This window comes from Desulfocastanea catecholica (assembly GCF_054657295.1).
Genome location: NZ_BAAHYZ010000006.1, coordinates 66,426 through 81,795 on the forward strand (window position 1 = coordinate 66,426; position 15,370 = coordinate 81,795).

13 protein-coding genes are annotated in these 15,370 nt (G+C 45.8%); 8 read left to right on the plus strand and 5 right to left on the minus strand.

Annotated elements, in window-relative coordinates; genetic code table 11:
* Window positions 1-7 precede the first annotated feature (7 nt).
* The gene (gene serC / locus ACYQ8U_RS07295; RefSeq protein WP_459944876.1) at window positions 8-1,096 is read right to left on the minus strand and encodes a 3-phosphoserine/phosphohydroxythreonine transaminase; all 1,089 of its coding nucleotides are present in this window, start codon (window positions 1,094-1,096) and stop codon (window positions 8-10) included.
* A gap of 94 nt (window positions 1,097-1,190) precedes the next feature.
* Window positions 1,191-1,661, minus strand: a complete 471-nt coding sequence (locus tag ACYQ8U_RS07300) for a tRNA (cytidine(34)-2'-O)-methyltransferase (protein WP_459944877.1) — start codon at window positions 1,659-1,661, stop codon at window positions 1,191-1,193.
* 145 nt (window positions 1,662-1,806) lie between these two features.
* Between ACYQ8U_RS07300 and ACYQ8U_RS07305 the strand changes: the two genes are divergently transcribed.
* The 6 genes from ACYQ8U_RS07305 to miaB all read left to right on the plus strand — a co-directional run bounded on the left by ACYQ8U_RS07305 (window position 1,807) and on the right by miaB (window position 8,625).
* On the plus strand, window positions 1,807-2,310 hold the full coding sequence (locus ACYQ8U_RS07305; RefSeq protein ID WP_459944878.1) for a ComEA family DNA-binding protein: 504 nt from the start codon (window positions 1,807-1,809) through the stop codon (window positions 2,308-2,310).
* Window positions 2,307-3,266: a tRNA (adenosine(37)-N6)-dimethylallyltransferase MiaA gene (gene miaA / locus ACYQ8U_RS07310; protein ID WP_459944879.1), complete on the plus strand. Its 960-nt coding sequence runs from the start codon at window positions 2,307-2,309 to the stop codon at window positions 3,264-3,266. The genes ACYQ8U_RS07305 and miaA overlap by 4 nt, the downstream gene beginning before the upstream one ends.
* On the plus strand, window positions 3,263-4,942 hold the full coding sequence (gene recJ, locus ACYQ8U_RS07315) for a single-stranded-DNA-specific exonuclease RecJ (RefSeq protein ID WP_459944880.1): 1,680 nt from the start codon (window positions 3,263-3,265) through the stop codon (window positions 4,940-4,942). The genes miaA and recJ overlap by 4 nt, the downstream gene beginning before the upstream one ends.
* 512 nt (window positions 4,943-5,454) lie before the next feature.
* A complete protein-coding gene (gene purB / locus ACYQ8U_RS07320) occupies window positions 5,455-6,900 on the plus strand; it encodes an adenylosuccinate lyase (protein WP_459944881.1) in 1,446 nt (481 codons plus the stop codon).
* A 117-nt stretch (window positions 6,901-7,017) separates the two neighbouring features.
* Window positions 7,018-7,248, plus strand: a complete 231-nt coding sequence (locus ACYQ8U_RS07325) for a DUF4911 domain-containing protein (protein WP_459944882.1) — start codon at window positions 7,018-7,020, stop codon at window positions 7,246-7,248.
* Between the two features lie 6 nt (window positions 7,249-7,254).
* Window positions 7,255-8,625 carry a tRNA (N6-isopentenyl adenosine(37)-C2)-methylthiotransferase MiaB gene (gene miaB / locus ACYQ8U_RS07330; RefSeq protein ID WP_459944883.1) on the plus strand — a complete coding sequence of 457 codons (1,371 nt, stop codon included), beginning with the start codon at window positions 7,255-7,257 and terminating at the stop codon, window positions 8,623-8,625.
* A 120-nt stretch (window positions 8,626-8,745) separates the two neighbouring features.
* Here miaB and ACYQ8U_RS07335 read toward each other — a convergent pair whose 3' ends face one another.
* The 3 genes from ACYQ8U_RS07335 to cutA form a co-directional block, all read right to left on the minus strand.
* Window positions 8,746-10,794 (minus strand): DNA topoisomerase IV subunit A, encoded by a 2,049-nt coding sequence (locus ACYQ8U_RS07335; protein ID WP_459944884.1) that lies wholly within the window; start codon window positions 10,792-10,794, stop codon window positions 8,746-8,748.
* A 69-nt stretch (window positions 10,795-10,863) separates the two neighbouring features.
* Window positions 10,864-12,699 (minus strand): DNA topoisomerase IV subunit B, encoded by a 1,836-nt coding sequence (locus ACYQ8U_RS07340; RefSeq protein ID WP_459944885.1) that lies wholly within the window; start codon window positions 12,697-12,699, stop codon window positions 10,864-10,866.
* Window positions 12,700-13,102: 403 nt separating this feature from the next.
* On the minus strand, window positions 13,103-13,429 hold the full coding sequence (gene cutA, locus ACYQ8U_RS07345; RefSeq protein WP_459944886.1) for a divalent-cation tolerance protein CutA: 327 nt from the start codon (window positions 13,427-13,429) through the stop codon (window positions 13,103-13,105).
* Window positions 13,430-13,585: 156 nt separating this feature from the next.
* Here cutA and ACYQ8U_RS07350 point away from each other — a divergent pair, with 156 nt between their 5' ends.
* The gene (locus tag ACYQ8U_RS07350) at window positions 13,586-14,386 is read left to right on the plus strand and encodes a type III pantothenate kinase (RefSeq protein WP_459944887.1); all 801 of its coding nucleotides are present in this window, start codon (window positions 13,586-13,588) and stop codon (window positions 14,384-14,386) included.
* Complete coding sequence (locus ACYQ8U_RS07355) at window positions 14,383-15,306, plus strand: S66 peptidase family protein (RefSeq protein WP_459944888.1); 924 nt, start codon at window positions 14,383-14,385, stop codon at window positions 15,304-15,306. Before ACYQ8U_RS07350 ends, ACYQ8U_RS07355 begins: the two co-directional genes overlap by 4 nt.
* Window positions 15,307-15,370: the final 64 nt, after the last annotated feature.

The following is a 15,370-nucleotide window of genomic DNA, read 5'->3' on the forward strand; positions in this document are numbered from 1 at the left end:
ACTCGTTTCAGGCCGCCGGATTTTTTGCCGCAAAATCCTTCATAAACGCAACGAGCTTGACGACACCTTCGACGGGAAAAGCATTGTAAATAGATGCGCGGCAACCGCCGATTGAGCGATGCCCCTTCAGACCGTTGAGGCCCATTGCCGTAGCTTTGGCAATAAATTTTGCCTCGAGTTCCGGGGTGGGCAGGTTGAAAGCGATGTTCATGAGTGATCGAGAATCGTTTTCCGCGTGTCCCCGATAATAATCGCCGCTGTCTATCGCACCATAGAGGAGGTCTGCCTTTTCTCGGTTGATTTTTTCAATCGCTGCAACACCGCCAATTTTTTTCAGCCATTTCAATACTTCGCCGACGACATAAATAGCAAAACAGGGAGGGGTGTTAAACATGGATCCCTTGTCTGCATGGGTTTTGTAGGCGAGCATGGTTGGGGTGCCGGCCGGTGTCCTGTCGAGCAGATCTTCTCGAATGATGACAATGGTGACTCCCGCTGGTCCGAGGTTTTTCTGAGCTCCGGCAAAAATAAGACCAAATTTGGAGACGTCCACCGGGCGTGACAGGATATCTGAGCTCATATCACTAATGAGCATCTTTTCACTCACCGGCGTTTCAGCAAATTCAGTCCCGTAAATGGTGTTATTGGTGACGTAGTACAGATACTCAGAGTCTTCAGCAACGGTATATTCATCATGCTTCGGCACCCGATTAAAATTGCTTTTTTCACTCGAGAAGGCGACCTCGATTTCGCCAAACAGCTGTGCTTCCTTGATGGCCTTTTTCGACCAGGTACCGGTATTGAGGTAGGTGGCCTTTTTCCCTTTGCCCAGGAGGTTCATAGGAATCATAAAAAATTGAGTTGAGGCGCCGCCCTGCAGAAACAAGACCTTGTAGTTGTCTGGAATATGCATCAGCTCACGCAGGCTGGCCTCAGCTGCATCGGCCACCGCCATAAATTCTTTTGAGCGGTGACTGATTTCGATAAGGCCAATACCAGTTTCCTGAAAATTAACAATATCCTGGCTGGCTTTCTGCAATACTTCATAGGGGAGTGTTGCAGGTCCGGGACTAAAATTAAATACACGATCAGCCATTGGTCATTTCTCCTGTGGTTGGTTTTTAAATTGGAAGATAAAGAGGAATCAATTAAATTTGGTCAAATTTTCCAGCGAACACCTGTGAATTTTGTTATTTGTCGGAACATTGTCGGACTGCCTCATATAAGACAATGCCGGCAGTCATGGCAAGGTTCAAGCTGCGGATATGGGGATTTTCCATCGGCAGGGTATAGCATCTGTCTTGATACAAGTGAAGTATGTCTGCCGGTAAGCCCTTTGTCTCTTTTCCGAAAATTAAAAAGCATCCTGGCGTAAAATGTGCTTCGCTGTATACTTTAGTGACTTTGGTGGTAAAGAAAAAGAGTTCAAGTTCTTTTTGGGCCTGCAGAAATATGTCGAGGTTTTCCCAATGGCGAATGTCAACATGTTGCCAGTAATCGAGGCCGGCACGTTTAAGATGTTTATCATCGGTTGAAAATCCCAGAGGATGTATCAGATGCAGTATCGAATTTGTCGCTCCACAAAGTCTGGCTATGGAACCGGTGTTCGGGGGAATTTCAGGTTCCACGAGAACAATATTGAAGGGGCGAGGAGTATTCATGTCAGGAAACCGCAGGACTGTTATTAATGATTACAAGAGTATGCTATATACCTCTTGCACTTGACGAAAACAACGAAAATAAAGCAGGCGTCCGACCTGACGGCAGTAAAAGTTGTATTTTCAGAGGCAGGTTGTCAATTTTAATGTGTCGAAATGGTTGGTCGTTTGGACGACCAACCATTTCGCCGAAGCGGTGGGTGTGATTTTGAGTGATTTGCAACGGGCTATTTCAGGGGACGGCCGTTTAACGGTAATGCTTTGCCTGCTGTTCGGTCTTTTGCTCTATGACCTGATGGCTGTTCCCCATTGCCCTTTATTAAAAGAAAAAATGGGCAATGGACCACACAAGTATCTTGATTTTATACAACCAAATCAGATAGTTGTGGCAAAAGGTTCAGGCCGGGGTGATACACCTGTTCCGGCACCTTACACTCCCTTCTTCTTTCTGCCGGTGCCAATCAACAGTGCAGACAAGGAGTTACTCATGACCATCAAAGGTATCGGACCTGCACTGGCCGACACGATTGTTTCATACCGTGAACAGTTCGGCCCATTGAAAAATAGTCTGGATCTACAAAATTTACATGGAATAGGTGCTCGGCGTGCCGCCAGTTTAACGACTGAATTAACATTTATAGAGGTGCCGTGATACCTGAACCAATAGTACAGCCTTGTCTGGTCCTGGTCGGCCCGACAGCCATCGGCAAAACAGATCTCTCATTAATCCTTTCCCGTCGATATGCTTGCGAGATCGTCAGTGTTGATTCCATGCAGGTTTACCGGCATATGGATATAGGTACGGCCAAGGCATCGCTGGCTGAGCGAAGAGAGGTGCCGCATCATCTGATTGATATTGTCGATCCGGATGTAAATTATGACGCGGCGCAGTTTGCGGCCGATGGACTGCGAGCCATACGAGATATACACTCCCGCGGAAAAATCCCCTTACTGACCGGAGGAACCGGTCTTTACCTGCGAGCCCTGCTTGAGGGCATCTTCCCGGGGGTTCCTGTTGATGAGGACACCAGGCGGATATTACAAGAGAGATTGGTTGCCGAAGGAGCATCGAAATTACATGAAGAATTATATCTATGTGACAAATTTTCCGCCGAAAGAATCCATGTCAATGACAGTCAACGATTATTGCGGGCCCTGGAGGTTTTTTATGTTTCAGGTATACCGTGGTCAAAACATATAGAAACCCACCAGCAACAGACCCCGAGCGTACTCTTGAAGAATGCCCTGCAAATAGGGCTGACCACGGATCGAACACATCTTTACCAGCGGATAAACAAACGATGTACCATGATGCTTGAAGATGGCCTGGAAGTGGAGGTTCGAGGACTGCTGGACATGGGCTACGATCCGAATTTAAAACCATTTGGTTCGATAGGGTATCGGCACATTATCAATTACATACAAGGTCGCTGGACCAAGGAAGAGGCGGTACGGCTTCTTGCCCGAGATACACGGAGATATGCCAAGAGGCAGTACACTTGGTTTTCTAAACTCACCGCCCTGCAGTGGTTTGATGTCGCAGAAAAGCAAAAAATTCTCCAGATTGTTGACGACTGGTTTACCACACAATCTTTGATGGAATTATGAACAAAAACATTCCGGCCGTCTATAGAGAATACCTCGAAGCAAGAGGAATAGTAGGGGATGAAGCGGCCGCCAAATTTCTCCATCCAGCGCTGGCCGACCTGCCGCAACCCCAATTGATGAAAAATCTTCCGGCGGCAGCGGAACTGGCGGTGGAATATCTTACAGCAAAGAAGCAAATTATTATCTGGGGCGATTACGATGTTGACGGGACCACGGGAACAGCACTTCTGGTAAATTTTTTTCGGGAATTGGGAACGGAAGTTACGTGGCATATTCCAGACAGATTAACCGAAGGGTATGGACTGAACTCAAAATGGTTTCTCGACCGAAGAAGCAACATTCTGTCTGACGAGTTTCTGCTCATTACGGTGGACTGCGGTGTTTCGAACTTTCAACAGATAGAAATTATAAAAAAAATCGGTGGAAAGGTTATTGTAACAGACCACCATAGCCTGCCCGAAGAGTCGATACCGGACTGTCTTGTGCTTAATCCATCGCAACCCTCCTGTGGTTTTCACGGTCAACACCTTGCCGGGGTAGGGGTTGCGTTTTACCTGGCAGCCGGAATTCGGGCGAAACTTTCTGCGCATAGTTGTGGACTTGATGTGACAGGTAAAATTAACCTCAAGCGATATCTAGCATTTGTGGCACTTGGCACAATAGCCGATGTTGTCGACCTCACCGACACCAACAGAATTTTAGTGCGAGGAGGACTTGAGGCGCTGCTGGAACCGCAATTTATCGGCTTACAGGAACTGCTCGAGTCTTGCGAAATTTTGGGAGGTCATATCACTTCTGAGGACATTGGCTATCTGCTCGGACCAAAAATAAATGCGGCCGGTAGACTGGGAAAGAGTAAACTTGTTGTTGAACTTCTGACAACTCAAAATCGCAAAAGAGCTGTAAAACTTGCGCAACAGATGACTGAATTAAACACGGAAAGGAAAAAGATCAGCAGTGACAACTTAGAAATAGCTTTAACTTCGATAAACGCTGCGCTGGTGGAACGGGACAAATGTGTCATTGTGAAAGGGGATCTCCATCAAGGTGTAGCCGGGATAGTTGCATCGAGGCTGGTTGATATGTTTCAGGTTCCAGCCATTGTTTTTGCAAAAAATACCCATCCTGATGGGCAAATATTTTTTACTGGCTCAGCGAGATCTGTCGAAGGTGTAAATATCGTCGGTATATTTACCCAATGCGCGAAATGGATTAAAAGGTTTGGTGGCCATGAAATGGCCGCCGGTTTGACCGTATCTCTCGATAATATTGTCGGTTTTGAGACAGATTTCTGCGGCTTTGTCAGACAGGCAATGCACGAGAGGCGTGTCGCAACAAGAAAAACTTATGATATCCGTTGTTCCACCGAGTTAATAATGGATAATAACCATTTGAATTGCCTGCGGCTTTTGGAGCCTTTTGGTCCTGGAAATCCACAGCCAATTTTTCAGGATCCGGCAGTGACAATAATTGATTCTCGAGCTGTTGGACCTAATTCCGAACACTTACAGGTCACTATTCGGGGAAAATATAGCAATGTCAAAGGAATTGGCTTTAGCCTGGGAAAACATCTTGATGATGTCCAGAAGCAACCGAAAAGAAATATGACTTACACTCCGACAATGAACAGATTTCGCGGTACCGTCAACTGGCAAATAAGGGTCATCTCTCTTTAAGAGAGTAAAAATTAAAAAAACAACAAAAAAATCAATTTCGCCAGTCTCGGGAACTAAACATTCAAGCCGATTTGAAAACCTCAGGTTTTTGTTTAAGTCCGGTATAGGCAATGTTTGTCGAGGGGAGTATGCACCCGTTCATTTCTAGAAGAATATTCATTTTATAAATTTCCTTGAACATCAGGGTAATGTTCATCATTTAAACAAGATAATGGTCTGTATTCAAACAACAATAATTTATATAAACATAATATACATTATGCGACATATTTGATGGAAGGTTATTTTGGTGGGTTACATCGGCGAAAAGAGCTATATCCTGGGTTTTTTTTTGGGGGTAAAGATGCTATAGATGGCATGGTCAAACAGGCTTTTCCAATACCTTGCCCAGATTTTCAGTAACTAAGCCGTTGTCGAACAAATAAAATGGCCAAAGGTAAACCTGGAACGGCTCCTAACTCTTTCTACTCAGGTATTTGTTTATATATAACTAATGTCATTCGGAGCGCCTTATGTCCCGTGAAATTTATCAAGAGCCACTTGTCAGTCGTTATACCAGCCTCGAAATTCAGCAGCTTTTTTCGGAAAAGACTAAATTCACTACCTGGCGCAAATGTTGGCTGGCCCTTGCCGAGGCACAGTTTGAACTTGGTCTGACCGATCTCGTCACCGAAGAAATGTTAAACGAGATGCGGACAAATATTTCCAACATAGACTTCGACCTGGCCGCACAAAAAGAAAAAGAAATTCGCCATGACGTTATGGCCCATGTCTACGAATTTGGCCTCAAATGTCCAAAGGCCGCAGGTATTATTCATCTTGGGGCGACTTCTCAGTTTGTTGTTTGCAATACAGATCTTCTGATTCAGCGGTCTGCCATGCAGTACATTCGGTCCTCTGTGCTGCAGGTTATCAAAAATCTTTCAAAGTTTTGCATACAATACAAGGCGTTACCAACACTTGGTTTTACGCATTACCAGCCGGCTCAGCCGACCACCGTCGGCAAGCGCAATACCCTGTATCTTCAGGACCTGATAATGGATTTGGACTATATTGATACCTATCTCGACCACATCAAGGCACGTGGAGCCAAAGGTACCGTTGGTACGCAGGCTACTTTTTTAGAGTTATTCAAGGGCGATCATAAAAAGGTTCGTGAGCTCGATCTTCTGGTGGCAAACAAGCTAGGTTTTACCGATACTTTTGCGGTCACCGGACAGACCTATACGCGAAAGCTCGACATGAAACTCGCCGAAACCCTGGCCGGAATCGGCGCTACTGCCCATAAGTTCGCTGTTGATCTTCGGCTTCTGTCAAATCTTAAAGTACAGGAAGAACCGTTTGAAAAGAACCAGACCGGATCTTCGGCCATGGCATATAAAAGAAATCCTATGCGATCTGAAAGGCTTACCGGCCTGGCTCGGAAGTTAATGGCCCTGCCGCAGAATTTTTCCTCGACCTACAGTAATCAATGGTTTGAAAGGACCCTGGACGATTCTGCCATAAGAAGAATGGATATCCCACAGAGCTTTCTTCTGGCAGACGCTATCTTGAAGTTGTTTATTAATATAACCTCAGATATGGTTGTTTTCCCAGCGCAAATCAAGAAACATCTGATGGCTGAGTTGCCCTTCATGGCCACCGAAAAAATACTCATGGAAGCGGTCAAACGAGGTGAAAGTCGGCAGGAAATGCACGAAGTTGTTAAGGAGCATTCTTTGGCGGCCGGCAAGGTTGTCAAGGAGCAAGGCCAGGAAAACGACCTGTTCGCCCGATTGGCCGGAGACGATCGTGTCCCCTTCTCTCTGCAGGAACTTGAGGCCATGGTCAGTGATTATTCACAATTTACCGGTCGCGCGAAGGAGCAGACAGAGGAATTCATCCTGGAAGTTGTCTCCCCTCTTCTGGAGATAAATGCCGGGAAAATGAAAAAAATCGACGCCACCCTCGCTGTTTAGTGCCTTACTCCAGAAGGTCTGTCATAAAAAAATAAATTTCGAGAGTGTTTTGATATGAGGAACTTAAAACAATCGCCAAGGCACTTATACCTTCTTGTGGGGTGTTAGGAAACTATAATGGCTAGATTACGTGAGGTGTATCTGCTCATTTCACCGGGAAAATTTCATTTTTTGAAATTTATTCTCGAGGGATACGATAACTTGGCAATCCTTTCGAGTTTTCAGGGTGTAGACGGGGTTGTCGTTCTGCGATATCCAGAGGAAATGGCCGCAGATCTTTTTGGCCTTCTAGGGAGTATTGCAGATTATATATCAAAACCAAATATTGCTCTTCCGCAGGTTATGTAGGTGGGTATGAAACAAAAAGCTTTTTTTATTAAAACATTCGGCTGCCAGATGAATGAAAGAGATTCGGAGATAATGGCCCAATCCCTTGCAAATTATGGTTATGTTGAGGGGATGGATATGTATGGTGCAGATCTGATCATCCTCAACACCTGTTCTATCCGGGCCAAAGCAGAGCAAAAAGTTATGAGCATGCTTGGCTACCTTCGGAAAATAAAGCTCGAACGCCCTGAGATGAAAATCTGTGTTGCAGGCTGCGTCGCACAGCAGGAAGGCGCCCAAATAGTAAAAAAAATGCCACATGTTGACCTGGTTATCGGCACGCAGAATATCTACAATATAGGGGCATTGCTGGAAAAAGAAGCAAATGGCCGGGGGAAAGTCGTCACCAATTTAATTGATAATTATGATATTCCTCGATTTCTGCCGAAGGTGTCTCGTCCCGGCAGTCCAGACATTCTCTCTGCTCCTTCGCAGCAGGTTACTCATTTCAGGAAATTTGTGACCATAATGCAGGGATGTAATAATTTCTGTACCTACTGCGTCGTGCCTTACACAAGAGGAAGAGAAGTATCGCGTAAAGTCGATGATATAATCGATGAAGTTAAAGTTTTGGTTGGCTCAGGGGTCAAGGAGATTACTCTCCTTGGGCAAAATGTTAACTCCTATGGCAAAACAAATCAGGTGACTACGGCCAAAGAAAATTATACTTTTGCCAACCTTCTGAAACAGGTGGCCAGGATTGATGGCCTGGCGCGATTGAGGTTTACTACCTCGAATCCCAAGGATCTTACCGACGAACTCATGCAGTGTTTTCAAAACATTGACAATCTTTGCCCACAGTTTCATTTACCCGTCCAGGCTGGTTCCGATGAAATTCTCAAGAGAATGAATCGCAAATATACCGTTGCGCAATATAAGGAAAAAGTGGATAAACTTCGGCAATATTGTCCGCATATCGCCTTGACTACTGATGTTATCGTTGGCTTTCCTGGGGAGACAGATAAAGACTTTGACGGAACAATGGACTTGCTTGAAAAGGTACAATTTCATGGGTCGTTTTCTTTTAAATATTCCGACAGGCCGGGTACCCGGGCAAGTGAATTTGCTGAAAAAGTTGATGAGGAGGTGAAATCCGCCAGACTCGCCCGATTTCAAAGCCGGCAGGATGAAATAAGTCTTCAGCGGAACCAGGAATACGTCGGCCAGATAAAACGGGTTATGATTGAAGAAGTCGGTGATGCAGGAGCAAAGGGTCGAACAGACACCAATCACATTGTTCACTTTGAAGAAAATCTGTCCTGTGCACCCGGTGAAATTGTTCATGCCAGGATTCTCTTTGCCGGACAACATTCTCTGAAGGGAAAAGCAGAGGAATAACATTAACTCCCCGGTGAACGGGAAACAATCCAGGATTCTTTTTTATACACGCTTGTCGGGTGCTCTTTTTAGTACTTTCGCGAGGAGGTTGAGGTAATGTTGATTCTATTTTTTAGCTTTTTAATCGTTGCCTTCGTCTGTGTCGTCTATTTCCATTGGCTCATCATCCACCCGGTTCCTTTCCGGAATACGATCGAGCCCTGGTAACGGTAAATTGTGTCTGGTCTGTTCGGGACTGATGCCGTTCGTCGCTGAAACTCTTCTGATGACGCGATTGGATACACGCTTGCCTTTGGCGGATGCATTCTTAATAAGATAGTCATCAAAGGCAATTTCCAGATTATTCGTCCTCGCTCTCGATGACGGCATCAAGTTGATTTTCGCAAAATTATTATCACCAAAGGTCAACAGCAGTATTTTCGATCTTTTGTGTTCCGGAAAGAGCCGATATTCTTTTTCGAGGATAAAGCTCGGTGTTTTGAAGCGTTTTACATAGCCAAAATTTTCCGCACCATCCCGATAGATGATATTAAAAATAGTTTCCTTTTCAACCACACCAAACCACTCCAAGTCGTTTCCGACATAGAGCTTTTCGGTAACGGGAATGATTTTATAGAGACCGCTGCTGTAGATAAGAAAGAGCCTGTCGTATTCGGAGCAGGTTACGGTCAGATCTTCTTTGGGGTCTTCTTCCTCCTTGATTTGGTAGCCCATGAAACCGGATTTGCGATTATACAAAACGTTCAGGTTGGAGATGGCAGCTTTTCTGAAACTCACCTCGGCAAAGCTGGTAATCTCCGTCCTTCTCGGGCGGGATTGGCCGTATTTCGCGAGCAGATTATCGAGAAAAGAGAGTGAGAAAGCGACCATATCTTTCAAAGAATTCCGGATATCCGCCATGTTTTTTCGGATATCCCTGATCTCTTTTTGCTGTTTATTGATGTCGTATCGAGATATGCGCTTTATTCGGATCTCTAGAAGCTTTTCGATGTCGTCTTTGGTAACAGGGCGAATAAGCTGGTCTGCATACGCGACCAGCGAGGTGTCGACACTTTTTACTACCGCCTTGTAGCTTGTTTCTTCCTCGATATTTTTATAGAGTCTTTCTTCGATGAATATCTGTTCGAGCAGTTTTGCGTGTAGCTTGTCCTCGAAGCGGGCCAGTTCAATTTCCAACTCCCTCTGTAGATCGCGTTTGAGTTTATGGGTATTGTATCTCAGGACGTCGCTTACCGTTGAAGTTTCCGGTGTGCTTCCGTTGATGAGAGTCAAATTCGGGGTTATGGATACCTCGCAATCGGTGAAAGCGTACAGCGCTTTAATAGTATCCTGAGCATACACCCCTCTGGCTAATTTAATTTCTATCTCGACATTCTCAGCGGTATAATCGTTGATTGAGACGATTTTGATTTTGCCGGCTTTAGCCGCTTTTTCAATTGAATCCGTCAGAGATTGTGTTGTTGTGGTAAACGGGATTTCCCTAATGATAATGGTTTTTTCATTCAATTCTTCCATTCTTGCCCTGCACCTGATTTTCCCGTTTCCGTTGTCGTAATTGCTGACGTCGACGAGACCTTTTTGCGGGAAATCAGGATAGAGGATGAATTCTTCTCCGACCAGAATCTTTTTTTGAGCCTGCAGAAGTTCGCAAAAATTGTGGGGAAGGATCTTGGTGGCCATGCCCACGGCAATACCATCGGCTCCCATGAGAAGCAGGAGAGGGATTTTAGCCGGAAGTGTTACCGGTTCCAACATTCTGCCGTCATAGGATTCAACATACTCAGTAAGATCCTTATTGAAGAGAACGTCCTTGGCCAGCGGTGAGAGGCGGCACTCGATATATCGCGCAGCAGAGGCACGGTCTCCTGTGTAAATATTGCCAAAATTCCCCTGTCTTTCGATAAGGAAACCCTTGTTGGCGAGATTGACGAGTGCGGCAAATATCGACTGGTCTCCGTGGGGATGCAGCTTCATTGTCTCGCCAACCAGGTTGGCGACCTTGTGAAACCGGCCATCTTCCATATTGGACAACGTCTGCAAAATACGCCGTTGTACCGGCTTCAGGCCATCCTCAATAGAGGGAATAGCCCTTTCACGAATCACATACGAGGTGTATTCAAGAAAATTACTGTCGAACAACCGATGCAGCTTACCGGGGTGAGTTTCCATATATTTGCAAAGAAATTAATTGATGGCTTGTTTTTGTGATGAGTGGATAAGATATGATGATTGTAGCATTTAGCTCTCAATAACCAGGTTTTCCATTATATATTGGCGTCTCGCGGGAGTGTTTTTGCCCATATAAAAAGAAAGCACCTTGTTCACCTCACTTAAAGAATCAAGCGTTACATTTTTGATGCGAATATCAGGACCGATAAACTGTTTGAATTCTTTCGGCGATATTTCCCCGAGTCCCTTGAATCGAGTGGTTTCTACATTCGATCCCGCATTTCCTGGACCTTTGAGTTTTTTGGTCGCCATCTTTTTTTCTTCTTCCGAGTAGCAGTAAATTGTTTCTTTTTTATTTCTCACCCTGAATATTGGAGTTTCCAGAATATAAATATGGCCGAGCTTCACCAGGGGTTCAAAATAGTGCAGGAAAAAAGTAAGGAGCAGGTTTCTGATATGCAGTCCGTCTACATCCGCGTCTGTTGCCATAATAACCTTGTCGAACCTGACGTTTGAAATCGAGTCTTCGATATTCAGGGCCCGCATCAAGGCATACATTTCTTCATTTTTATAGAGGGTGGTCATCTTCTGGCCAAAGACATTCAGAGGTTTGCCCTTCAGCGAAAAAACTGCCTGGGTAAGTGGATCTCTCGATGAAACTATCGAGCCGGCCGCCGACTGCCCCTCGGTAATAAATACCATGTTTTCTTTGCCCTCTTCAGAAGGTTTTGTCCGCGAGGGATGGTATTTGCAGTCTTTCAGCTGGTCTATTTTAAAGGCAATTTTTTTGGCATTGGCTCGGGCTTCAGTTCGAACACTCTGTAATTCTTTTCTGACTTTCTCGTTTCTGAGAATCTTGTCGAGCAGTATCTGTGCGGATTCGGTGTCTTTGTAGAGTGCACTGGAGACAGCATCCTTCACCGTGTTGACGACCCACGATCTTATTTCCGTATTGCCCAGTTTGTTTTTCGTTTGCGACTCGAAAACGGGATCTTTGATCTTAATGGCCAGGGTACCGATAACCCCATCCCGAACATCGGTGTTGACAAATTTTTTACCGGAAAACTCGTTGATTCCCTTGAGAAGACCCTCCCGAAAGGCAGAGAGGTGGGTACCGCCTTCATTGGTGTAGGTTCCGTTGACAAAGGTGTAATAGCAATCACTAAAAGAATCCGTGTGGGAAAAAGCGAATTCGAGGGTGTTATCTCGGTAGTAAATTGGCGGATACAGTTCCGCCCCATCGAGTTCTTTATCCAGCAGGTCGAGCAATCCCTTGGAGGAGAAATAGAGTTTTTTGTCAAGGTAGATCTTTAATCCGGCATTCAGGTAGGCATATCGCCAGAGCCGCTGCTCGACATAGGCAAGATCGAAGGTGAAGTTGGGGAACATTTCCTTGGATGGCAAAAAATGAATTTGTGTGCCATTTTTTTCTTCCGTATCGCCCTCTTTCTGTTCAATCAGTTTGCCATTATGGAAAACAGCAGAAGCAAATTTTCCGTCACGATAGGATTTTACTGTGAAAACATCAGAAAGTGCATTAACTGCTTTCGTGCCTACGCCATTCAAGCCGACGGAGAATTGAAAAACATCGGTATTATATTTCGCACCGGTGTTGATAGTAGAAACGCAATCGACAATTTTGCCAAGCGGTATGCCCCGGCCAAAATCTCTCACCTGCACTGAACCATCGGCATTGATGAGAATGTGGATCTTCTTCCCCGCCCCCATGATGAATTCGTCAACGGAGTTATCCACTACCTCTTTGAGAAGTATATAAACCCCATCATTGGGATTTGAGCCATCCCCCAGTCGACCAATGTACATACCAGGTCGTTTTCTGATATGCTCCAAAGAACTCAGAGTTTTTATTTTGCTTTCATCGTAACTATGTGTAGATATGTTCATTATAGTGCGGCCCGACGCAGAGAAAAGATTAATAATAACGAGGCATATTATTGTATTTCTGGGCAATACGCAACAGAGATAAACAGGCAAGCCAGCGTAAGGGAGGCTGCATATCCTTTCAGAGGAGAGGCAAATATTGGGTTGTCACCTCAGCTGGCTGAGTTGAGATTCAATGCAATCCAACCGGATACCTGAGTGCATTGCACCTACATCATGCGAATACGTTCACAGTCGGGACATATCCAGGTGGGTCCGTTACTGATTCCCCATTTGTTCTCTTCAAAACAGTCTTTGCAGATCATAAATCCACAGGGACAACTCCAGCAAAATTCCTGTTTTTGTTTACAGCAATGGCAAACATATGTGCCTATTTTTCTTTTTCTGTAACCACCTTTACCTTCTTTTACCGACATTGCTGCACTTCTCCATAAACCCATTGGGCATAGTCATGACTGGAATGGTCAATTTCCTGTACCATAATTTCCGGAATATCGTAAGGATGTTCCTTAATTAACAGTGCCTTAACCGTCTCGGTGCATTCGGGGGTTGTTTTCAGGCTTAAAGCGAATTCGGTTCCGTTGGTTACCACCTCCTGCCACCGGTAGATGCTGGTGATCGGCCCGGATATCTGGGCGCAGGCAATCAACTTACGGGCAAGAAACAAAACAGCAATACGCTCCGCATCAGCCTTATTTTCAAGAGTTGTCGATATCAGAATAATTGGTTGCATAATATTGCTCTCAGATTTGAGGCCACCGGTTGCGAAAAAACGAAATATTGCATTGCAACCGCCAAGAACTCTTTTCTTTTGTCATCTATTATAATATCTTGTCTGGCAATGCAAAGCCAAGGGCGAAAAACTTTTCATTCAACAAGAGGGTGTGCTATGTTTTTGGTGGTTGATATCGGCAATTCACATACTGTGACGGGCATGTACGAAAACAATACACTCATTGGCCACTGGCGTTTAAACTCCAACGCCAAGAGTACAGCCGACGAGTTGGCAATTCGTTACCACACCCTGTTTGCGATGGCCGGAATAGAGAAAGAAAAAATTAAAGGAATCATCATCGCAAGTGTGGTGCCGATTCTGCAGTCCGCCTGGATAGCCTGTTGTAAAAAACATTTTTCCGATCACCTCGAACAGGGCCTTTTGGTCGTCAAGGTGGATAAGATCAAAGATCTGATCAGCGTCTTGCTCGACAACCCGGCTGAGGTCGGGGCCGATCGACTGGTAAACGCGATCGCCGCCTGGAATCTCAATAAATGCAAACAGATTGTCATAGATTTCGGTACGGCCATTACCTTTGATTGTGTGACGGAAAAATGTGAATATCTTGGCGGGACCATCCTCCCCGGCATTGCCATTTCCCTCGAGGCCCTTGCGACCAAGACGGCCAACCTGCCGCATATTGATGTCTCCGATCCTCCCCCGTCGATTATCGGCAAAACAACTGTGCAGGCGATGAAAAGTGGTATTCTTTATGGTTATGGTGCGATGATTGATGGTCTGGTTCAGGGTCTACGAAACGACATGGTGACCACACCCGGGGAAGAGTTCAAGGTTGTCGCCACCGGCGGCATGGCCCAGCTCATAGCGCCCTATAGCTCCTCGATCGATGTGATCGAGCCGATGCTGACGCTGTACGGATTGCAAATAATATACGACCGGATTATGCAGCGATGAGGCCACCGCTCTCCCCTTCTCCTTTAAAAAAAGGTGACTGTGTCGGCATCTTTGCCCCGGCTGGGCAATTGCAGGACGCCACACGATTTATGCGAGGGGTCAGGGTGCTGGAAGAAATGGGCTTTCGAGTAAAATATCCGCCCCAGCTCTGGCCTGGACCGGACTATCTGGCAGACAGCGATGACAATCGGGGAAAGGAGTTTCATCGTCTGGTGCAGGACAGGGAGGTGAGAGGCATTATTGCCATGCGGGGCGGATATGGCTGCCTGCGGATGCTGGATACAATCGATATTGCTCTGGTGGCCGGCAATCCGAAGGTTCTCGTCGGCTTTTCCGATATTACCATACTCCAGAACTATCTGTATGCGCAGGCCGGGCTGGTCTCCCTGCACGGTCCTGTTGTGACTTCCTTGGGGGAAGCCACCGAAGACGCCCTGGCCAGCCTGTCCTTTTGCCTGACCAATACAACAGCGCACAGCATTGGGCCAAGCCGTATTGAGGTCCTGCGTGATGGACCGAAGGTCTGTGCCCCCTTGATTGGTGGAAATCTTGCCAGCATGGTCAGCCTGCTGGGCACCCGTTATGATTTTTCCTGGGATAATAAAATCGTTTTTTTAGAAGATATTAACGAGCCGGCCTACAAAATCGATCGTATGTTCACCCAGTTAAAACTGGCAGGCAAGCTGGATGAGATTGCTGGACTGATTCTCGGGAAATTTTCGATGTCAATCCATACCGGCGAAATTGATGCAATGTCTTACCGGCGATCTATCTGGGACAGGGTTCTGGAGCTGTGTTCCGATCGTGTGCTGCCGATCTGGGGAAATTTTCCATCAGGACATTATCCCGGCAGCCTTACTTTTGCTCTTGGTGCGCCGGCAGTGATGGAGAGGAACAGCCCGAGGTTGCTCTTCCTGTAATCTATGGGTTTGCCTGGATATGTTGTTTGACTTGAGCGGCTAATAATGCTATAAAAAGAGGGTT

What these genes read in the sequence shown, in the direction of transcription:
- ACYQ8U_RS07325 (WP_459944882.1), top strand. Translation starts at nt 7,018, where the DNA reads ATGGCTAGATTACGTGAGGTGTATCTGCTCATTTCACCGGGAAAATTT.
- ACYQ8U_RS07355 (WP_459944888.1), top strand. Translation starts at nt 14,383, where the DNA reads ATGAGGCCACCGCTCTCCCCTTCTCCTTTAAAAAAAGGTGACTGTGTC.
- purB (WP_459944881.1), top strand. Translation starts at nt 5,455, where the DNA reads ATGTCCCGTGAAATTTATCAAGAGCCACTTGTCAGTCGTTATACCAGC.
- miaB (WP_459944883.1), top strand. Translation starts at nt 7,255, where the DNA reads ATGAAACAAAAAGCTTTTTTTATTAAAACATTCGGCTGCCAGATGAAT.
- cutA (WP_459944886.1), bottom strand. Translation starts at nt 13,429, where the DNA reads ATGCAACCAATTATTCTGATATCGACAACTCTTGAAAATAAGGCTGAT.
- ACYQ8U_RS07340 (WP_459944885.1), bottom strand. Translation starts at nt 12,699, where the DNA reads ATGAACATATCTACACATAGTTACGATGAAAGCAAAATAAAAACTCTG.
- serC (WP_459944876.1), bottom strand. Translation starts at nt 1,096, where the DNA reads ATGGCTGATCGTGTATTTAATTTTAGTCCCGGACCTGCAACACTCCCC.
- recJ (WP_459944880.1), top strand. Translation starts at nt 3,263, where the DNA reads ATGAACAAAAACATTCCGGCCGTCTATAGAGAATACCTCGAAGCAAGA.
- ACYQ8U_RS07335 (WP_459944884.1), bottom strand. Translation starts at nt 10,794, where the DNA reads ATGGAAACTCACCCCGGTAAGCTGCATCGGTTGTTCGACAGTAATTTT.
- ACYQ8U_RS07300 (WP_459944877.1), bottom strand. Translation starts at nt 1,661, where the DNA reads ATGAATACTCCTCGCCCCTTCAATATTGTTCTCGTGGAACCTGAAATT.
- ACYQ8U_RS07350 (WP_459944887.1), top strand. Translation starts at nt 13,586, where the DNA reads ATGTTTTTGGTGGTTGATATCGGCAATTCACATACTGTGACGGGCATG.